The sequence below is a fragment of the Pseudomonas sp. BW7P1 genome (assembly GCF_024981055.1).
Classification (GTDB): domain Bacteria; phylum Pseudomonadota; class Gammaproteobacteria; order Pseudomonadales; family Pseudomonadaceae; genus Aquipseudomonas; species Aquipseudomonas bananamidigenes.
Window position 1 is genome coordinate 3,621,063 of record NZ_CP103374.1, and the last position, 19,339, is coordinate 3,640,401.

General features: G+C 58.9%; 21 protein-coding genes and 1 pseudogene. 9 read left to right on the forward strand and 13 right to left on the reverse strand.

Annotation, left to right across the window (positions count from 1 at the left end; genetic code table 11):
- Positions 1 to 108: 108 nt before the first annotated feature.
- Positions 109 to 3,138, reverse strand: coding sequence for an FAD-binding and (Fe-S)-binding domain-containing protein (locus tag NWV16_RS16070; RefSeq protein ID WP_260523541.1), 3,030 nt, complete (start codon positions 3,136 to 3,138; stop codon positions 109 to 111).
- Positions 3,139 to 3,297: 159 nt separating this feature from the next.
- On the opposite strand from NWV16_RS16070, the gene NWV16_RS16075 reads away from it, so the two are divergent.
- The gene (locus NWV16_RS16075) at positions 3,298 to 4,182 is read left to right on the forward strand and encodes a LysR substrate-binding domain-containing protein (RefSeq protein ID WP_260519853.1); all 885 of its coding nucleotides are present in this window, start codon (positions 3,298 to 3,300) and stop codon (positions 4,180 to 4,182) included.
- A 296-nt stretch (positions 4,183 to 4,478) separates the two neighbouring features.
- Here the strand turns inward: NWV16_RS16075 and NWV16_RS16080 are convergent, their stop codons facing one another.
- On the reverse strand, positions 4,479 to 4,814 hold the full coding sequence (locus NWV16_RS16080; RefSeq protein WP_065259781.1) for a hypothetical protein: 336 nt from the start codon (positions 4,812 to 4,814) through the stop codon (positions 4,479 to 4,481).
- A gap of 214 nt (positions 4,815 to 5,028) precedes the next feature.
- Here NWV16_RS16080 and NWV16_RS16085 point away from each other — a divergent pair, with 214 nt between their 5' ends.
- A complete protein-coding gene (locus NWV16_RS16085; protein ID WP_065259780.1) occupies positions 5,029 to 5,268 on the forward strand; it encodes a hypothetical protein in 240 nt (79 codons plus the stop codon).
- Positions 5,269 to 5,325: 57 nt separating this feature from the next.
- Here the strand turns inward: NWV16_RS16085 and NWV16_RS16090 are convergent, their stop codons facing one another.
- Positions 5,326 to 5,514, reverse strand: coding sequence for a DUF2188 domain-containing protein (locus NWV16_RS16090; RefSeq protein ID WP_260519854.1), 189 nt, complete (start codon positions 5,512 to 5,514; stop codon positions 5,326 to 5,328).
- Positions 5,515 to 5,730: 216 nt separating this feature from the next.
- Between NWV16_RS16090 and NWV16_RS16095 the strand changes: the two genes are divergently transcribed.
- Positions 5,731 to 6,093, forward strand: coding sequence for an NUDIX hydrolase (locus tag NWV16_RS16095; RefSeq protein WP_260519855.1), 363 nt, complete (start codon positions 5,731 to 5,733; stop codon positions 6,091 to 6,093).
- 1 nt (position 6,094) lies between these two features.
- On the opposite strand, the gene NWV16_RS16100 is transcribed toward NWV16_RS16095, so the two are convergent.
- From NWV16_RS16100 to NWV16_RS16110, 3 genes are all read right to left on the reverse strand, one after another.
- Complete coding sequence (locus NWV16_RS16100; protein ID WP_065259873.1) at positions 6,095 to 6,337, reverse strand: DUF1652 domain-containing protein; 243 nt, start codon at positions 6,335 to 6,337, stop codon at positions 6,095 to 6,097.
- Positions 6,338 to 6,455: 118 nt separating this feature from the next.
- Positions 6,456 to 7,355, reverse strand: a complete 900-nt coding sequence (locus tag NWV16_RS16105; protein ID WP_260519856.1) for a polysaccharide deacetylase family protein — start codon at positions 7,353 to 7,355, stop codon at positions 6,456 to 6,458.
- Positions 7,356 to 7,484: 129 nt separating this feature from the next.
- Positions 7,485 to 8,432: an ABC transporter substrate-binding protein gene (locus NWV16_RS16110; protein ID WP_260519857.1), complete on the reverse strand. Its 948-nt coding sequence runs from the start codon at positions 8,430 to 8,432 to the stop codon at positions 7,485 to 7,487.
- A gap of 293 nt (positions 8,433 to 8,725) precedes the next feature.
- On the opposite strand from NWV16_RS16110, the gene NWV16_RS16115 reads away from it, so the two are divergent.
- The 4 genes from NWV16_RS16115 (at position 8,726) to NWV16_RS16130 (ending at position 11,896) form a co-directional block, all read left to right on the forward strand.
- The gene (locus tag NWV16_RS16115; protein WP_260519858.1) at positions 8,726 to 9,712 is read left to right on the forward strand and encodes an aliphatic sulfonate ABC transporter substrate-binding protein; all 987 of its coding nucleotides are present in this window, start codon (positions 8,726 to 8,728) and stop codon (positions 9,710 to 9,712) included.
- 61 nt (positions 9,713 to 9,773) lie between these two features.
- Positions 9,774 to 10,613, forward strand: a complete 840-nt coding sequence (locus NWV16_RS16120; RefSeq protein WP_260519859.1) for an ABC transporter permease — start codon at positions 9,774 to 9,776, stop codon at positions 10,611 to 10,613.
- 51 nt (positions 10,614 to 10,664) lie between these two features.
- Positions 10,665 to 11,345 carry an SOS response-associated peptidase family protein gene (locus NWV16_RS16125; protein WP_260519860.1) on the forward strand — a complete coding sequence of 227 codons (681 nt, stop codon included), beginning with the start codon at positions 10,665 to 10,667 and terminating at the stop codon, positions 11,343 to 11,345.
- 278 nt (positions 11,346 to 11,623) lie between these two features.
- Positions 11,624 to 11,896, forward strand: coding sequence for a hypothetical protein (locus tag NWV16_RS16130; RefSeq protein WP_260519861.1), 273 nt, complete (start codon positions 11,624 to 11,626; stop codon positions 11,894 to 11,896).
- 38 nt (positions 11,897 to 11,934) lie between these two features.
- Here the strand turns inward: NWV16_RS16130 and NWV16_RS16135 are convergent, their stop codons facing one another.
- Genes NWV16_RS16135 through NWV16_RS16145 form a run of 3 tightly spaced genes read right to left on the reverse strand, consistent with a single transcriptional unit; the run spans position 11,935 to position 13,141 of the window.
- Positions 11,935 to 12,081 (reverse strand): hypothetical protein, encoded by a 147-nt coding sequence (locus tag NWV16_RS16135; RefSeq protein ID WP_169430743.1) that lies wholly within the window; start codon positions 12,079 to 12,081, stop codon positions 11,935 to 11,937.
- A 50-nt stretch (positions 12,082 to 12,131) separates the two neighbouring features.
- On the reverse strand, positions 12,132 to 12,443 hold the full coding sequence (locus NWV16_RS16140) for an AzlD domain-containing protein (protein ID WP_260523542.1): 312 nt from the start codon (positions 12,441 to 12,443) through the stop codon (positions 12,132 to 12,134).
- Positions 12,443 to 13,141, reverse strand: a complete 699-nt coding sequence (locus NWV16_RS16145; protein ID WP_260519862.1) for an AzlC family ABC transporter permease — start codon at positions 13,139 to 13,141, stop codon at positions 12,443 to 12,445. Before NWV16_RS16145 ends, NWV16_RS16140 begins: the two co-directional genes overlap by 1 nt.
- 154 nt (positions 13,142 to 13,295) lie before the next feature.
- Between NWV16_RS16145 and NWV16_RS16150 the strand changes: the two genes are divergently transcribed.
- Positions 13,296 to 13,682 (forward strand): DUF2784 domain-containing protein, encoded by a 387-nt coding sequence (locus NWV16_RS16150; RefSeq protein ID WP_260519863.1) that lies wholly within the window; start codon positions 13,296 to 13,298, stop codon positions 13,680 to 13,682.
- Here the strand turns inward: NWV16_RS16150 and NWV16_RS16155 are convergent.
- Positions 13,679 to 14,200, reverse strand: coding sequence for a DUF3087 domain-containing protein (locus NWV16_RS16155; RefSeq protein WP_260519864.1), 522 nt, complete (start codon positions 14,198 to 14,200; stop codon positions 13,679 to 13,681). The two genes, NWV16_RS16150 and NWV16_RS16155, sit on opposite strands and share 4 nt — an antisense overlap.
- A gap of 212 nt (positions 14,201 to 14,412) precedes the next feature.
- Between NWV16_RS16155 and ppnN the strand changes: the two genes are divergently transcribed.
- A complete protein-coding gene (gene ppnN, locus NWV16_RS16160) occupies positions 14,413 to 15,786 on the forward strand; it encodes a nucleotide 5'-monophosphate nucleosidase PpnN (RefSeq protein ID WP_260519865.1) in 1,374 nt (457 codons plus the stop codon).
- A gap of 52 nt (positions 15,787 to 15,838) precedes the next feature.
- Here the strand turns inward: ppnN and NWV16_RS16165 are convergent, their stop codons facing one another.
- The 3 genes and pseudogenes from NWV16_RS16165 to idi form a co-directional block, all read right to left on the reverse strand.
- Positions 15,839 to 16,813 (reverse strand): terpene synthase family protein, encoded by a 975-nt coding sequence (locus NWV16_RS16165; protein WP_260519866.1) that lies wholly within the window; start codon positions 16,811 to 16,813, stop codon positions 15,839 to 15,841.
- Positions 16,810 to 18,708 carry a 1-deoxy-D-xylulose-5-phosphate synthase gene (gene dxs / locus NWV16_RS16170; RefSeq protein ID WP_409519389.1) on the reverse strand — a complete coding sequence of 633 codons (1,899 nt, stop codon included), beginning with the start codon at positions 18,706 to 18,708 and terminating at the stop codon, positions 16,810 to 16,812. The genes NWV16_RS16165 and dxs overlap by 4 nt, the downstream gene beginning before the upstream one ends.
- A pseudogene (idi, locus tag NWV16_RS16175) lies at positions 18,706 to 19,185 on the reverse strand (isopentenyl-diphosphate Delta-isomerase); the annotation flags it as partial. The gene dxs and the pseudogene idi, both read right to left, overlap by 3 nt.
- Positions 19,186 to 19,339: the final 154 nt, after the last annotated feature.

Consider the following 19,339-nt stretch of genomic DNA (forward strand, 5'->3'; position numbering starts at 1 on the left):
TCGCAATCGAAAGGTTGATCGATGCAGCCGCCCGAAAGCGGCCGCATAATTTGCGTTACCTTATAACATGAAAAACCGATCCAATCGCTAGCGATTCTCAAACATAAATCACGCTGTACGCAGGGTTTCCAGTACGACCTGCAACGGATGACGCAGCTGTCGATCGGCCTGGCGCTTGACCTGGCTGCGGCAGGAATAGCCGGTGGCCAGCGCCTCGCCCTTCTCCTCCGGCGCCTTGATCTGCTTCGCCCAGGATTGCTCGTAGATCACCGCTGAAGTTTCGCGGTTGCGGGCTTCGTGGCCGTAGGTGCCGGACATTCCGCAGCAACCGGTGGCCTGGGTCGTCAGTTTCAGACCGACGCGCTCGAACACTTGCTCCCATTGCCGGGTCGCGGCGGGCGCGTTGGTCTTCTCGGTGCAGTGCGCGAGCAGGCGGAAGCTTTCACCCTCTCGCGAGTCCGTCCGTTGCGGCATGACCTTCAGCAACCACTCCTGCACCAGCGCCACTTCAGGGCAATCCACCATGCCAGGCACCTTGAGGTATTCCTGGCGATAAACCAGCGTCATCGCCGGATCGAGCCCTACCAGCGGCACGCCCGTCTGTGCCAGTTCGCGAAGTTGACCGGCATTGCGCAACGCCGCGCGATTGAACGCCGACAGGAAACCCTGCACATGCAGCGGCTTGCCGTTGGCGCTGAACGGTGCCAGATAAACCTGATAACCCAGGCGCGAAATCAGCTCGATCAAATCCGCCAGCAAGGGGGCTTCGAAATACCGGGTGAACGCATCCTGCACCAGCACCACGCTGCGCTCGCGTTGCGCCTGAGTCAGCGCCGAAAGCACCTCGACCGACGCCGGCTGAACCTGCCAGCGGCGCATGGCCGTGTGGAAATCGAAACGGCTGAGCAGCGGCACATCGACCATGCCGCCGAGACGCTCAAGCAAGCGACGGCTGAAAGAGGCGCCCATCAAACCGTTGTAGAGAAACGGAATCCGCGCCATGTAAGGAATCGTGTATTCCAGTGAAGCGATCAGGTAATCCCGCGCCGGCCGCAGATAACGCGTGTGATACAGCTCCAGAAACCGCGAACGGAAGTCCGGCACGTTGACCTTCACCGGGCACTGCCCCGCACAGGACTTGCACGCCAGGCAGCCGGCCATGGCGTCGTACACCTCGTGGGAGAAGTCTTGCTCCTGGGCACGGCTGTTACGCCAACGCTGCAACAGCGTGCTGAAAAACGGCGGACGGCGACTGGCATCGGACAACACATCGACACCCGCTTCGCCCTGCAATCGCAGCCATTCGCGAATCAGCGAAGCCCGGCCTTTTGGCGACTGCGAACGCTGGCGAGTGGCTTTCCACGACGGGCACATCGCATCGTCTGGATCGAAGTTGTAGCAGGCGCCGTTGCCGTTGCAGTGCATGGCCGCGCCGTAGTCCTGCCAGACTTTCTCGTCGATCTGCCGATCGAGTTCGCCGCGCAGGGTCACTTCGTCGATCTTCAGTAGTGCAGCGCCAGGAATATTCGGTGTGGCGATCTTGCCCGGATTGAACTGGTTGAACGGATCGAACGCCGCCTTCAAGGCTTGCAGTGCCGGGTACAACGCGCCGAAGAAGGCCGGCGCGTATTCCGAGCGCAGGCCCTTGCCGTGTTCGCCCCACAGCAGGCCGCCATAACGCTGGGTCAGTGCGGCGACGCCATCGGACACCGGTCGCACCAGCGCGGCTTGTTGCGGGTCCTTCATGTCAAGAATCGGCCGTACGTGCAGCACGCCGGCATCGACGTGGCCGAACATGCCGTATTGCAGATTGTGGCTGTCGAGCAGCTCGCGAAGTTCAGCGATGTACTCGGCCAGGTGTTGTGGCGGCACGGCGGTGTCTTCGACAAACGGCTGTGGCCGCGCCTCACCGGCAACGTTACCGAGCAACCCCACTGCGCGTTTGCGCATGCCATAAACGCGGTTCACCGCCGCATGACCGACAGCCAGCGTGTGGCCCAATCGCTCGACTGTGGCATCGTTGCCCAAATGCTGAACGAAAGCCTCGACCCGGCTTTGCAGTTCCTCGGGGTCGTCCCCGCAGAACTCCACCAGGTTGATCCCCAGCGTCGGCCTCTCGGGGTTTTCCGGAAAGTATTCGGCAACGCCGTGCCAGACGATATCCTGCATCGCCAGCAACAGCACTTTGGAGTCCACGGTCTCGATCGACAGCGGCTTTAGCGCCATCAATGCACGGGCGTCACGCAGGGCATCCATGAAGCCGCTGTAGCGGATGTTCACCAGCATCGTGTGTCTGGGGATCGGCAGCACGTTGAGCTTGGCCTCGACCACAAACCCCAGCGAACCTTCAGCGCCGCACAGCACGCTGTTGAGGTTGAAACGGTTGTCGGCCTCACGCAGGTGCGCCAGGTCGTAGCCGGTCAGGCAGCGGTTGAGGTCGGGGAAGGTTTCCCGGATCAACTCGCCCTGCTCATCGATGATCTGCCGCGCACAGCGGTACACCTCGCCAGCACGGCCCTCGCGGGCGCATTCCGCTGCCAGTTCACTTTCTTCCAGGGGACGACCGTGCAAGCGCTCGCCACCGCGCAAAATCATGTGCAGTTCCAGCACATGGTCGCGGGTCTTGCCGTAGGTGCAACTGCCCTGGCCGCTGGCATCGGTGTTGATCATGCCGCCAACGGTGGCGCGGTTCGACGTCGACAGTTCCGGGGCGAAAAACAGCCCGGCGGATTTCAGGGCGGCGTTGAGTTGATCCTTCACCACACCGGCCTGCACCCGCACCCAACGCTGTTCAACGTTGATTTCGAGGATACGGTTCATATGTCGTGACAGATCCACGACGATGCCGTCAGTCAGCGACTGGCCGTTGGTGCCGGTGCCGCCACCACGAGGCGTGATCACGACTTTCTGGTAAGCCGGCTCGGCGATCAGGCGCGCCAGCAGCGCCACGTCGTCGGCATCACGGGGGAATACCGCCGCTTGCGGCAAACGCTGATAAATGGAGTTGTCAGTGGCCAGCACCACGCGGCTGGCGTAGTCGGTGCTGATTTCGCCGCGAAAGCCATCGGTTTCAAGGGCTTTGAGAAACTGTTGGTAATCGGTGTTCAACGCGGTGGAAGGCGACAGCGGGGCAATCATCGGGCGTGCAATCTCGGTCAAAAACGGGCCGTGTGGTGGTGAACAGTTGTGCGCAATGAATGATTGCGTCACGCTCCCGCCATCTCATAAACCTTATGTTCATTGCAGAGCGATGCCGGGACAACCGTAAAATCGACCCGCAATCCATGACTAAAACGAATGAATCCGCGAACCCTCACTCCCTCGATGTCGTTGCTGCTGGCGTTTGAAGCCGCCGCACGCCATGAAAGCTACACCCGCGCCGCCCACGAACTGTCGCTGACCCAGAGCGCGGTCAGTCGTCAGGTGCAGATTCTGGAAAAGATGCTCGGCATGCGCCTGTTCAGCCGTGAAGGCCGGCGGGTGATCCTGACCGACGTCGGACGCCTGTACCAGCGTGAACTGTCCGAAGCCCTCGGCCAGATCCGCAGCGCCACCCTGCAGGCCATGGCGTTCGGCTCGGGCATTCACAGCCTGCGACTGGCGACACTGCCGACCTTCGGTTCGAAATGGCTGCTGCCGCGTTTGAAAGACTTCTACACCGCGCACCCGGGCATGACCGTGCATTTGCATTCGCGGATCGAAGCCATCGACTTCGACACCAGTGAAATCGACGCGGCAATTTGTGTTGGCGGCGGTGACTGGCCGGGGCTGACTGCCCACCGCTTGCACACCGAAGAACTGGTGGTGATCGCCAGCACGCAGCTGTCCGACGCCGAACGTCTGGCTGCCGACCAGGATATCGCCGGGCAACTGCTGCTCAACGTCAGCAGCAACGCCCAGGCCTGGTCCGAATGGTTCAGCCATCACGCCCTGCCTCATCGCAGCATGCGTATCGGCCCGAGTTTTGAAATGACGTCGCACCTGATCCAGGCCGTGCGCGCCAATATCGGTATCGGGCTGGTGCCGAGAATTCTGGTGGAGGATGAATTGCACAACGGTGAGCTGCTGCAACTGGGGGAACCGATCAGCAGTCGGCGCAGCTATTACCTGGTGTACCCGGCGCGCAATGAGTCGTTGGCGTCGCTGAAGGCGTTTCGGGATTGGTTGGTGCAGACGCTCTGAATGGATTTACCGATGTTCGGGGGGTGCCTTTGGTCCCTTGATCAGTGGTTTTTCCAACTGTTTCCCATCTGGCCCATAGAACAGGCGCGATGTGCGGCGACATTGGCTGTGGCGCTCTGGCGGTCATGATGAACCCTCTGAAACCGGATTGAATTCAACCCATTTAACCTTCGCGCAAGCTATCGACAAAAATTCAGCACCTAAAGGCACATCTGGGTCATAGCCTTTTGTGATGGCGAAAAAAAAGCAGAAACCGCTGTTACGGTTTCTGCTTTTTCATTTCTGCATAGCGGCTCTCAAAGACAATCGCGTACCGATTTGCGCAGCGAGCCGGACTTGGCCCACGGCGGCCCCTGGTACAGCGACACGCGGCTGCCATCCTTGTACTTGACGATATCGAGAATCTCGTCGGCGGTGACGATGCTTGGCGCCGTGATCCGGTAACCGTTGGAAATCGCGACCTGCGAAGTCTTGGGAATATCCTGCTGCCACAATGGCAACACGCATGCGGCGTAGTCCTTGGGAGCCTTGCCGCTGACCTTGCTGAGGTTCGGCTCGCCCGGGACCAGCGATGCCGGAAGTGAACAACCGGCCAACGCGGCCATCAGCAGGCCCCCGATCAACATCCGCATAATGAATCCTTCATCTGAAAAAGCGCGAATTTACCCTGTTACTGGTTGAACATCCATCGTGGCGCAATGTGTTGCCTGTCGAAAACCGCACCGCTTCTCATCGACGCCCTCCTGTTCCGACCAGCGGTATCCCGTTGGCGCCTGCAGTCCATCTGTACAACCTCTTGCGAAAAAGCGGCTACTCTTTTCTACCGAGAATGTTCCGGAGGTGATCATGCGGCTCAATGAATACGAACATGAACTTCAACGTGACTTGCAAAGTGTGGCATCTGACCTGAGATGGTCGGCAGTCGACCTCAAGCGCATCGCCGAGCAGTTGCGCAAATCCGGCAACGAGGCGGACGCGCAGACAGTGCTCAGGTCCTGCGAGGTCCTGCAAAGCGATGAAGAACGCCTGCAGCTCTATGCCCGGGAAGTGAAGGCCCGCGCCATCAGCCGAACGAAAGTCCACTGACTCTCGGCCCGCCAACAAAAAGCCCCGGACAATCCGGGGCTTTTTCACTGCAGGCGTTCAGCCCGACTTGCGCCCTCCGGCGCGGTTCCTGTAACCCGGAAGCGCAGCGGCATACGCCAGTGCTTCCTCCCGGCTGGCGAAAGACGCCAGTCGATCACCCTGCGTGCAGACCCGCCACGGGCCATTGTTCACACGGAGTACGTCGTAGCCATTCATGTGCATTTTGTTCAGCATCGCCATGCTCATAGGCACCTCCTGTCGACTATCGATCAACTGCACTTTTTTACCTTACACCCGGTTGGCTACCGAAAGCCGACCAGACGTCGCCCCGCCTTCGCGTCAACGACCCGGCACTTTTACGCCTGTCTGTCGCTCGAAAGCCACAGGCGCCTCTAAATCAAGGCGCGGTCCGAATATTGCATTTTTATTACTGTTTAATGACAGCCGGTAATCGGGTAACCCATGAAAGTACGCGCCACCATCATTTGCGAGCAGGATCGACACATTCTCCTGGTGCGCAAACCGCGATGCCGCTGGAATTTACCCGGCGGCAAGGTCGAGCCCGGGGAAACCAGGGCTGACGCTGCTGTGCGTGAACTGGAGGAAGAAACCGGTCTGCTCGCCGACGGCATGCTGTACCTGATGGAAGTGGAGTCAGGCGACACGCGCCACCACGTCTACGAAGCATCGGTGCTGAATATTGACGAAGTACGGCCACAGAACGAGATCGTCGATTGCCTGTGGCATCCGCTGGACGCGGTGCAGAACCTGAGTGTCAGCGACGCGACCCGGCAGATCGTCCGGGCCTTTCAGCGCCGCCTCTGAATCAGCCGGCAAACGCCCGGCGCCCGGCACTCATTTCAGTGCGCAGCTCACCGATGAAATTGGAAATGTCACGAATAGTGACCAGGTGTTCCGGCGACACCCCGTTGAGCAGCAAATCGACACGGCCAGTGTCAGGCTCGTAAACCTTGATCTGCAACAAACCCTGCGCCGTTTCGGTGCAGTCGCAATACAAGGGCGAGAAGCCGGACTCGACGATGCGGCAAATGTCGGCAATGGCAAGCATGACGAACGCCTCGCGGGCGATGGTTCGGTTGATCGATTGAGCATAGATGAGCTTCTCCCCGCCTGCGCGAATCGCCGGAGCGGAAAATGCCAAGTGCTTCACATCTTTGATGTCGCTATCAGTTGGCGTCGCGATTCCAGATCCAGTTCCAGATCCCCGGCAGGCGTACCGGGTCCGAACTCTTCTGCACCGTACGCGCCAGCGCGGCTTTTTCCAGCAACGCGTGGTCATCGTAAAAGGGTTTGTCTGCCAGCCGCACACCGGTGGCCGCTGCACTGTCGAGCAGAATCTGCAGATACTCGCGGGCGTGGCGTGCGGTATAGCGGTTGAGGTCATGGAACGTCACGACCACCGGAATCACACCGTCCACCGTCGGCAACTCACCCAGGGCGATTCGCTCGCGAACCTCCGACAACTGCCGCAGCATGTTGGCGCGTCGCCTGGGGCTGGCATTGAAACCCCAGATCTTGCCGTCATTGGCACTCAGATCGGTGAGCAACATATGCAAGCCGTGTTTCTGATATGCCGCAAACGTACGTTTGTCGTAATTCCAGAATGGCGGACGCAACAGCACCGGTGGCGCGCCGGTGATCGCCGCGATGTCTGCCGTGCCGTTGGTCAGCGCGGTTTCCAGTTCCTGTGGATCGAGCGAACGATGATTGGTGTGCCAGTGGGTGGCCGTGTGGAAACCGAGAATGTGCCCTTCATCGTGTTCGCGATGCATGATCCGCCGGCCGATTTCACTGTTGCCGGCTCTCGGCGCACGGGTCTGGACAAAAAATACCGCTTTGATGTCCGGCTGCAACGGGTTGTCTTTCAGACTGTCGAGCACGGTTTCGGTCGGGTTGTAGAAACTCGAAGCGCTGGGACCGTCATCGAAGGTCAGCAGAAATTTCACCGGCGCCTGCGCATCCAGTCGCGAGCGGGTTTGCTCAGTCATTTCGATAGGAGCGGCGATGCAACCGGCCAGCCCGATGAGGATGGCGGCAGCGCAGAAAAGCTTGAACCAGTGTTTCATGTTTTGCCTTGAGCCCGACCGTTGCGGTCACGTTGTCGATTGGCAAAACTCCCTCGCCGCTGCTGCCTCCCTGCGGCCCACTGAAATGGGCCGAGGTTGGATAAAGATAACAGGGTTTTGTTCCGGTGCTCAGTGCGCCAGTGCCTGCTGGAACGAGGTATCGATGAGACCCGCCGTGCTCAGCGGAGCCGGCAGCGCATTGACCTTGAACAGGAAGTCCGCAGTACCCTGCAGATCGGCAGCAGCTTGCTGATCCACCGGGCCGACCGTCATGTGCGCCTGGCGCAACCAGTGCCGTGAGACCTCTTGGTCGAGATTGGCTTTCTTCGCCCACAGATCCGCGTATTCGTCAGTGTGACTGTCGACCCAGGCCCTGGCTTGTTTCAGGCGCCCGAGAAAATCGGCAATCGCATCACGCTTGCTGTCGATGGACGGTGCAGAAGCGGCGATGGCGCTCAAACCCGGCATCAGGTTTTTTGCGGTCAGAATCGGTCGCGCACCTGAGAACACGATTTGCTGAGAAATGTACGGCTCCCACACCGGGAAAGCATCGATGCTGCCCTGAGGTAATGCCGCAGCGGCGTCGATTGGCATCAATTTGACGAAGTCGACGTAATTCTCCGGCAACCCGTTCTGCTCCAGTGCGCGCAAGGTCAACTGCTGGCTCCAGGCACCCGGCCAGTAAGCGACTTTCTTGCCCTTCAGATCCTCGATGGTTTTTACCGGCGAATCCTTGGGCACCAACAAAGCGATGGTGTCCGGGTTCTGCCGCGACACACCGATCAGTTTCACCGGTGCCTGTTTCGCGGCGAGAAACAGAAAGCCCGAATCGCCGAGAAAGCCCAGATCCAGCGAGCCGGTCTGTAGCGCTTCGGCCAACGGCGCGGCGGCCTGGAAGTGTTTCCAGTCGACAGTGTAAGGCGCGTCCTTGAGTACGCCGGACGCTTCTACCGAGGCGCGGATGTTGTAGTAATTCTGATCGCCGATGTGCAGGACGACAGGTTCGGCCGCGTAAGTCAGAGGCGAGGCAATCAAGGCGCTGGTCAACGCAGCACGCAGGAAACGGGAGAGCGTCATGGCGAGTCCTGAAAAGAAGATTTCCATAGACCATAACGCTCTTATAAAACGCATTTGAAATTCTATTAACGAATAAGCTCAGCACGGTCGATGAGCGCTGTTGGCCTGGCAACAGTGGCACGGCACAGTGTTTTCCTTGCAACAGTTCAAAGCGCACCCATCGCATCAAAAACCCGCAAACACGGGATTCAAGGTATATGGCACAGAGCCTGCAATATTCCATTCATGCAGGAAGCATTCGATAAAAATATCTTTCTGGACATAAGAAACAGTTGCCTTGCCGGAGCGTGCCCATGAAATCCCGCTTACCGTTTTCCCGAATCAAAACGCTGCTCGCGGCCTGTGCTGTGGCCTTGAGCCTGCAACCGCTCGCCCACGCGACGGAAACGCCGCCCGCTGAAGTACATCTGGACTATGCCTATTACTCCCCTGTCAGCCTGGCGCTGAAACATTTGGGTTATCTGGAAAAGGCCCTTCCCCGGACCAAGGTCAGTTGGGTGCTCAGCCAAGGCAGCAACCGTTCGCTGGAATACCTCAACAGCGGCGGCGTGGATTTCGCTTCCTCGGCCAGCCTCGCTGCGGTGCTGAGCCGCGCCAACGGCAGCCCGATCAAATCGGTGTACGTCTACAGCCGCGCCGAGTGGACTGCGCTGGTGGTGCGCAAGGACGCGCCGTACCAGACCGTCGCCGACCTCAAAGGCAAAAAAATTGCCGCCACCAAGGGCACCGACCCGTACCTGTTCACCCTGCGCAGCCTGCAGCAGGCCGGCCTGAAAAAAGACGACGTGGAACTGGTGCATCTGCAGCACCCGGACGGCCGCACCGCGCTGGAGAAAGGCGACGTCGACGCCTGGGCCGGCCTGGATCCGCACATGGCCGCCAGCGAGGTACAGGCCGGTTCGCGCCTGCTATATCGCAATCGCGACTTCAACAGCTACGGCGTGGTCAGCGTCACCGAGCAGTACGCCAAGGAACACCCGCAAACCATCGATACCGTGATCAAGGCCTACGAACAGGCCCGCGAATGGTCGGTGAAGAACCCGGACGAACTCGCCCGATTGCTCGCCAGCGAATCCGGCCTGCCGCTGGACGTGGCCAGGCTGCAACTGTCGCGCACCGACCTGAGCAGCCCGCAACTCACCGCCGCCGACGTACTGGCATCGAAGGCCGCCGCGCCGATTCTGGTCTCCGAAGAGCTGGTGCGCCGAGGGGTGAATGTCGATCAGGTCATCGATCAATTGATCGACACCGGCTTCCAGCAAGTCGCCGCCACCCAGTAACCGATCAGACTCACGACCGATCCGCGTGCGTCGCGAATCGGCCGTGAGCGGAGCCCCCTCCATGAGCAATGACCTGTCTGCCCGCCTCGCCGCGCCGCGGCCACGCCTGCAATACCGGCTGTTGAATCCGCTCTGGCGCAGGCGCGCCAAAGGGCTGGCCCTGCCGATGCTGATCGTGATCGCCCTGGAGATCATCGTGCGCGTTGGCTGGCTGCCGTCCTATCAGATGCCTGCGCCGAGCGAAATCGCCCTGACCCTCACCGAACTCGCCGGAGGCGCACTGTGGAAACACATCGGCGCCAGCCTGATCCGCGTGCTGATCGGATTTGCCATCGGCGCAGGCCTGGCCTTGGTGTTTGCCGCCTGGGTCGGCCTGAGCCGTGAGGCCGAGGCCTACCTGGAGCCGACCTTTGCGGCGCTGCGCTCGATTCCCAGTCTGGCCTGGGTGCCACTGTTGCTGCTGTGGCTGGGCATCGACGAGACCTCGAAAATCGTCCTGATTGCCATCGGCGCGTTCTTCCCCGTCTACGTCAATGTGGTCGCGGCGATCCGCAACATTGACCGCAAACTGGTGGAAGTCGGCCACATTTATGGCTTCAGTCGCTTGCAACTGGTGCGTCGGATCTTGCTACCCGCTGCCCTGCCCGGCCTGTTCACAGGGCTGCGCAGCGGCATGAGCCTGGCGTGGATGTTTCTGGTGGCGGCCGAACTGATCGCGGCGACCAAAGGCCTGGGCTATCTGCTGAGCGACGGGCGCGAAACCTCCCGTCCGGACATCGTGCTGGCGGCGATCATCGTTCTGGCGCTGTTGGGCAAACTCAGCGACAGCCTGCTCGCCATACTCGAACACCGCTGGCTGGCCTGGCGCGACACCTTCACCGGCCAGGGCGGCAAGGATTGACACGCACAACTAAGCTGAACGTTCAGGCAGTGTTCGCTGGAGGTTCGGCCAATGTGCGGAAGACTCTCGCAGTACCGCGGCATTCACGACTTCGTCGCAGTACTGAGCATTCCCGATGCGCTGATCAATCATGTCGGCGACCCGCCGCTGGCGCGTTACAACGCAGCACCCGGTACATTGCTGGCAGTTCTGCATCAACACGAGCAACGGCTGTACGCTGATAATCTGCGCTGGGGCTGGCGCCCGCACTGGGCTAAGGATCGTGCAGCCCCCATCAATGCCCGCGTCGAGAAAGTCGCCCACGGCCCGTTCTTTCGGGCGATCTGGCGTCATCGCCTGATCGTACCGGTCGACAACTGGTTCGAGTGGGTCGACGGGCCTGACAACAGCCGCCAACCCTGGCTGATCCATCGATTCGATCATCAGCCGGTGTTCTGCGCCGCCATCGGTCAGTTTCCAACGCCTGGATCAGAGCCACGGGAAGACGACGGCTTCGTGATCATCACCGCCAACAGCGCAGGCGGTCTGCTCGATCTGCATGATCGCCGCCCCATCGTGTTGTCCGCCGAGGGCGCGCGGGAATGGCTCGACCCCGCCACGCCTCTGGAGCGTGCCGAGCAAATGTTGCTGTTCGAGGGGTTGGGCAGCGAAGCGTTCGAATGGCACAAGGTTGGCAAAGCTGTCGGCAACTCCCGCAATCAGGGTGCTGAGTTGATTGAAATCGTTGCGTAAATATTGTTCAGGGCAGGTCGTTTACCCAATAGACCAAGACTCGATAGCGGATCAAATGAAAACCATTCGTTACATTCGCTGTTTCACTCTTGAGACAGTGATTGAATCAGTCGTTTGATTAAAACCAACCGCCCGTCTGACATTTCAATCGTCATACATACATTTAGTAGCACTACAGATAGCATGCGCGCCGCTTTCCTAATTGGCATACCAGTTGACCGAACAGTCAACGAACCAGGAATACCCTACAAACTTGACAAGCCTTGCAGAGAACTAAGTTGCGCGACGATTTTGCAATCAAACAGGCCAATGGCCTGGAGTGTATCTATCTGTCCACGACAGAACGCTTTCAGCTCGACTGTTTTATCGGCCACTACATAAAGACGCGAAACCTGCGTGACGTCCCCGACATCGACCGCATCCTGCGCACCACCCTCGAAAGCTATCCCTGCCACCCGCCAGTGATGGTCAACGAGCTCAATGCCTGGATCGACAAGACCTTGGGCTATCGGGCTGCACATCCCGATTTCACACAGCTGGACGATCTTTGATGAAACGAAAAGCCCCGCACTCGCGGGGCTTTTTCGTTTCACGGCTTGAGTGGTCGCTCCTGGTCACGATCGGACAATTCGCGACTGTCGTCGTGCTTCCAGGTCTGCTCCTTGTGTTTCTCCCGCTCGATCTCTTCTTCGCTCGGTTCTTCATCTTCTTCAGGACGTTTCTGCTCGGTTGCCATGTTCATCTCGCTATCTGAAAGTCATCTTTCAAGCGTAGAACACCTGCAACTTATAGCCACCAGCGCAAAAGGAAGAAGAACGCCATGCTCAATAGCATGCTGAGCAATGTGTTACGCGTGTAGATCACCAACCCAATCGCCACTAACGAACTCAGCAGATAGGGATTATCCCACTGCAGATTCAGCTGTCTGTCAGGCATGAACACAATCGGCCCGCAAATAGCGGTCAACATGCCCGGCACAGCGAACCCCAGAAATTGCCGCGCATTGCTGCTCAGGCGCACGGGCAAGCGCGGTTCGAGAAATACGTAGCGGTTGAGGAACACCAGAATCCCCATGCCGAAAATCACTGCCCAGACCATCATGCGCGCTCCCGATACAACTTGTTGCAGACAAAACCGGCCATCATCCCGGCCAACCCCGACAGCACCAGCGCCGAGCCCCACTGCCAATAGCTGAACAACACCGAGCAGAACAGCGAAACCGCCACGCAGACCACCGTCGGCACATTGCGCACCACGGGCGTGATCAGCGCGATGAAGGTCGCGGCAATCGAGAAGTCCAGCCCCAGGTGCTCAAGGCCCGGAATGCTGCTGCCCAGCACGATGCCGGCCAGGGTGAAGAGGTTCCAGGCGATGTAGAACGTCAGCCCTACGCCGAGGGCGTACCAGCGGTTGAACTGCTGACGGTCATGCTGGCTGGTCAGCGCGAACAGTTCGTCGGTCAGCAAAAAACCCAGGCCGATGCGCCAGCGCCCCGGCAACGGTGAAATCACATGGCGCATGCTCATGCCGTAGAGCAAATGCTGCGACGTCAGCAGCAGCGTGGTCAGCAGGATCGAGAAAACCCCGGCGCCGCCCTTGAGCATGCCGATCGCCACCAGTTGCGCAGCACCGGCAAACACGATGGTGGACAAGCCCTGCCCCTGTAGCGGCGTGAGGTTGGCTTCGATCGCCATGGAGCCGGCCAGCAGCCCCCAGGGTGCGGTTGCCAGGGATAACGGCATGATTGCCGCCGCTCCGCGAAGGAAAGCACTGCGCGGCATTAATGAGTCAGACATAACGCTCTTCAACCATGAGACAGGACCCCGGACTCTGCCAGTAAACGCCGTTTCCTGGCTTGAACAATCTTGCGCAGTTGCACGAAATCCTCCAGCCGCGAGCTGCCGACCGGCGTACCATTGCAACCATTCACATCTGTGTCAGGGAGACGACATGCTGTATCGAATTGCCGCCGACGGGCTGGTGCTGTTTCACCTGTCGTTCATTCTGTTCGTGCTGTTTGGCGGGCTGCTGGTGCTCAAATGGCCACGACTTTTCTGGCTGCACCTGCCGGCCGCGACCTGGGGCGTGATGGTTGAAGTGTTGCACCTGACCTGCCCGCTGACCTACTGGGAAAACCTGATGCGCCTGGCCGCCGGCCAGACCGGATATGCCGGCGGCTTCATCGAACATTACGTCTGGCCGATCATCTACCCGGCGGGACTGACTCCGCAGATTCAGCTTGTGCTGGGAGGCGTGGTGCTGGCGATCAACCTGCTGGTGTACGGGCGCCTGCTCCGCCAATGGCGACTGCGTCGCGCTATGCGTATTCCGTTCTAGCGGGATTTCAAGGCTTCCAGCCAGGCCGGATCGAGGCGCATCTGATCGGTGTTCAGACCGAGGATATCCATCCGCGCCTTGTGCGCGTCGATTTCCCGGTGCAATTGCCCGTGATCGCTGGAATTGCCGTCCAGCTCATGCATTTGCGTCAGGCCGAGGTGATAGAAACGCAGCACGCTCATCGCCACCGGATCGTCCTTCTCGACCGCTGCCGTCACCTGATGCATGACATTGGTGACGCTCATCAGGGCGCGCTTGAGCCGCCAGCCGTAAACCGCAGGGGCCATCCAGGTCTGGTTCCAGAAACGTCCGCGCAACAACGCTGCCGTCAGCAGGAAGGCAGCAAAGACACCACCGACATTGAACCGCAGGTTATCCCCGCCCGGCTCGCCGAACAGCGCCACCGCCACGGCCGAAAACGCCATCGCCAGCACCAGGAACAGCACCGCAATAATCAGCGTGCTGCGCCGGGTCTGCTGGCGATAGCTGATGGCATCGATCGGTTGAATCTCGAACATCGTGACAGGCTTCCATGGCTTGAAATAAAAAGAGGCCGGCGCATTATCGCCTCTGAGGCGGATTTAGCTATGCTGGAGCTCCTTTTCATCTTTTCATCGTCCAGCGGGGGACATGGCGATACCACGCAGATCGTGCCATCTTCATTCATGGATACACTCTATTCGGATGCCATTGGCCAGGTTGGCAATGACATCGTTTTAAGGATCACTGCATGACCCAACGACACGTAATCAATGCCTCGGTCAGCCCAAAAGGCAGTCTGGAAACCCTTTCCCAACGTGAAGTACAGCAACTGAGCCAGGCCGGAAGCGGCAGCACCTACACCCTCTTTCGCCAGTGCGCCCTGGCCATCCTCAACACCGGCGCCCATGTCGACAACGCAAAAACCATTCTGGAAGCCTACAAGGATTTCGAAATCCGCATCCACCAACAGGATCGCGGCGTACGCCTGGAACTGCTGAACGCCCCGGCCGATGCCTTCGTCGACGGCGAAATGATCGCCAGTACCCGGGAAATGCTGTTCAGCGCCCTGCGCGACATCGTCTACACCGAAAACGAACTCGATGCCCTGAGCATCGACCTGACCACCTCGCAGGGCATCAGCGATTACGTCTTCCACCTGTTGCGCAACGCACGCACCCTGCGTCCGGGCGTCGAGCCGAAAATCGTCGTGTGCTGGGGCGGTCACTCGATCAACACCGAAGAATACAAATACACCAAGAAAGTCGGCCACGAACTGGGCCTGCGCAGCCTCGACATCTGCACCGGTTGTGGCCCCGGCGTGATGAAAGGCCCGATGAAAGGCGCCACCATCGCCCACGCCAAGCAACGTATTCACGGCGGTCGCTACCTGGGCCTGACCGAGCCGGGCATCATCGCCGCCGAAGCGCCGAACCCGATCGTCAACGAGCTGGTGATCCTGCCGGACATCGAAAAACGCCTGGAAGCCTTCGTCCGTGTCGGCCACGGCATCATCATCTTCCCGGGCGGCGCCGGCACCGCCGAAGAGTTCCTGTACCTGCTGGGCATCCTGATGCACCCGGACAACGAAGGGCTGCCGTTCCCGGTCATCCTGACCGGGCCGAAACATGCCGCGCCCTACCTGGAACAACTCGACGCCTTCGTTAGCGCCACCCTCGGCGAGGAAGCGAAAAAGCATTACGAAATCATCATCGACGACCCGGCCGAGGTGGCACGGCGAATGAACGCAGGCCTCAAAGCGGTCAAGCAGTTCCGCCGCGAGCGCAACGACGCCTTCCACTTCAACTGGTTGCTGAAGATCGACGAGGGCTTCCAGCGCCCGTTCGACCCGACCCACGAAAACATGGCCAACCTCAAGCTGCACCGCGACCAGCCACCGCACGAACTGGCGGCCAACCTGCGCCGGGCGTTCTCCGGGATCGTAGCCGGCAACGTCAAGGACAAGGGCATTCGCCTGATCGAAGAACACGGCCCGTACCAGATCCGTGGCGACGCCGCGATCATGCAACCGCTCGATCTGCTGCTCAAAGCCTTCGTCGCCCAGCACCGGATGAAACTGCCGGGTGGCGCGGCGTATGTGCCGTGTTATCGCGTGGTTGCGTAATATCCGGACGTTGAAGACCTGACAAGTCAGGTCTTCAACGCTTTCATGACACTCATCCGTCTGGCCGAAACCGTATCTCTCGATATCGAGGTACTGCCAGATGCCAACCGATGTTGCCCAGCCATTGCACCCTGAGTGCGTCGGCGCATCTCTGCACCTGTTCGCACAGCTCATCATCGCAGCCCAGTCGGGTCAGTTCCTCAGGCAAACGCGCCTGGACGTCGTGGAACTGATGCACCCACTGTTCTATACGTTGGCGAACTTCCTCGGTCGCTTGATCGGGACTGAGACTTTGATGATGGCGAAGATGGGTTAAAAGGTTGTAAACGTCTTCATCAGGATTTTCCATGATGGCAAATGACAACAGGTCATTCACCGCCTTCATCAGATTCAGGGAAAGCCTGCGCAGCGTCTGCCAGACCGCCGAGTAATAAACCGTGGAAGGAAGGTTCACTCGACAGACGAAATAGGTGAATTCGAAACACACCTGAAAGCCACCGGCATTGCGCCAGACACTTTCGTAATCCTCGGCCGTCGGCTGAGTCCCGGCCATCCGGTGGTGAGCCGCATGCAGGCAGGGATAAAGATAACTGGCGTATTGCTCCAGTGTGCGCTCCCTCCAGAGGGCGGGCATCGAGCGCGCCGCACGATCAAGGATGTCCTTGAAGCCACCGCCAAGCCCTTCACAATTCGAAGGGGCGCTATCACGCGCAATCCGCTGCACCTTACGTAATACGCTTTCCAGTACGTCCGGTGCCCGACTCAGATCCTCGTCGGCCAAATCGTCCTGACAACTGAACCACCCGGTCAGATCGGAGAGCACGTACAAGTCTTCTCGATCCGCATCAGGCCACATGAAACCGGCATATTTGCCCGGAAGATAAATGTCAAGTTGGTGTGTGGCTTTGGGGGTCACCTCAAGCCCCAACCCTCTGAGCCACTGGCGCGTATGTTGCTCGGCATCCTCGGCCATTGGACTCAGTGCAAACTCGAGTCCTTGCAGCAGTAGTGGAAGTGAATAATTCACAAGCACCTCCCGACACCTTCCTGCTGATCTTCACAAACGATGCCCCGGTTACGAAGTTGTTGAAGATATGTTGTGATCGAAGATGCAATACCTTTTGCATCCAGCCCGCATTGTTCAAGGGCTTGCTCGGGTGTCGCGTGCTCGACAAAGTTGTCTGCAAAACCCAATTGCAAGGTGGGACGGGACAATCCGACACTGGCCAGGTACTCAAGGCACGCCGAACCGGCACCACCTTTGATACAACCTTCCTCGACAGTCACCAATACATTGTGACCACGAGCCAGTTTCTCCAGCAGTGAATGGTCCAGCGGCTTGATGAATCGCATATTCGCCAGAGTTGCATCCAGTTCGGTTGCAGCCTCAAGTGAAGCGGCAACAACAGAACCGAAAGCAAGGATGGCGACATAGGGCCAGTGCAAGCGAGTCGATAATCTCCGCATCTCTGCCCGGCCCAACGCCATTCCGGTCAATGGTTCCCTGTTTGGAACACCCACCGTTTGCCCCCTCGGATAGCGCACTGCTGAAGGCCCATCGTGCATAAGAGCGGCATGCAGCATCTGTCGGCATTCGTTCTCGTCAGCTGGAGCCATGAGCACCAGACCCGGGACACAACGCAGATAAGCAATATCAAACGCTCCTGTGTGCGTGGCGCCGTCCGCTCCTACCACGCCGGCCCGGTCAACGGCTAACACTACGGGCAAGTGCTGGATGGCAATATCGTGAATCAATTGGTCGTAAGCACGCTGCAAGAATGTCGAATAGATCACAACCACCGGCTTCAACCCTTCCACCGCCAGGCCAGCGGCAAATGTCAACGCGTGTTGTTCCGCAATACCGACATCGAAACAGCGACCGGCAAATCTGCGTTGAAAAGTCACCAGCCCCGAGCCCTCGCACATGGCCGGTGAAATAGCGACGACACGCGAGTCGGCTTCCGCTTCTTCGCACACCCACTGCCCGACGACGTCCGCGTAGGTGGGAGCCACCGGTACGACTGGTTCGATTCCGCGCCCTGGATCAAACCGGCCCGGCCCGTGATAAAGCACCGGGTCACGAGCCGCCGGCGGATAGCCGTTGCCTTTAACGGTTACGACGTGCAGCAACTGCGGGCCTCGGTGGTTTTTACAAGCTTGCAGCGCCGGTATCAACTGATCGAGATCATGTCCGTCGATCGGTCCTGTGTACTCGAAACCCAGAGCCTGGAAAAACGTTGGAATCGATTGCCCATCCTGACTCAAAAGACGCAAATGCTCACTCAAGGACCCGACCGGAGCCGATATGGACATATTGTTGTCATTGAGAATGACCAGAAACGGCAGGTGACTGTGCGTGCCTGCATTGTTCAACGCTTCGAATGCGATCCCACCGCTCAAGGCTCCATCACCGATCACCGCAACACAATGCCTCGATTCACCCTTGTACCGTGTAGCGATGGCCATCCCCAGAGCTGCCGACAAGGACGTGCTGGCATGCGCCGTACCGAAACAATCGAATTCAGATTCCTGACGTCGAGGAAAGCCGGAAATTCCGCCCGACTGCCTGATTCGAGACATTGCCCTGCGACGCCCCGTCAGAATCTTGTGCGCATACGCCTGATGTCCTACATCCCAGACAATTCGGTCTACAGGCGCCTCAAAAACGTAATGCAAGGCAATGGTCAGCTCGATCGTCCCAAGGTTCGCCGATAAGTGGCCACCCGTTGCCGCGACGCTTTGCAAGACAAATTCACGTAACTGTGCAGCCAATCCAGCAAGCGAGGCGCGGTGTAGACGATGCAGATCCTTCGGTGAATCGATCTGGGCCAGCAGGTTGGGTGGCTGGTTTAGTTCAAGAGCACACAAAAAGCCATCGCGCCACGCCTTGATTCCGGCAATACCCTGCTGCTGAACGATCATCTGGAACCAGGCGGTGTATGAGGACGGCTGAGAGGTCATATCCCGCTCAAGGTCATTCAGTGTCACCCACTTCCAGTCCAGCGCTTCCTCATGATTGGCTACCGGATCAAACGCACTCATTCCCACCAGAATGTGATCGTACTCATGCTCTGTCAGTTGATTGGTGACAGCTGCTCGATAGATGAAAGCATGGACTTCCGTCAGCACGTCGCATTTCAGTCCCATTTCCTCATTCAGCCGACGCGCTGCGGCATCAAGAGTGTTTTCACCGTAGCGCGGATGCCCGCAGCAGGTGTTACTCCAAAGTCCTTGCGAATGATATTTCCCCAATGCTCTGCGCTGCAGCAGCAGGCGACCTTCTTCGTCGAACACGAAGATCGAAAACGCCCGATGCAGGAGTCCACAGCGATGAACATGCATTTTTTCTGCATGACCAATGACATTGTCCTGATTGTCGACAAGCGTGAGTTCTTCCATACCTGAACTCCCTTACCCTATTTAAAAGTGAACGACAAGCACCCGAATCTTCAGAGCCAGAAAAGGTCAACCGCCCACAAAAACAATAGCCCCGACAACCAAATTTTCAACTAACCATAATCTTCAGACCTCGACAGCCATATTTAAAGACCTG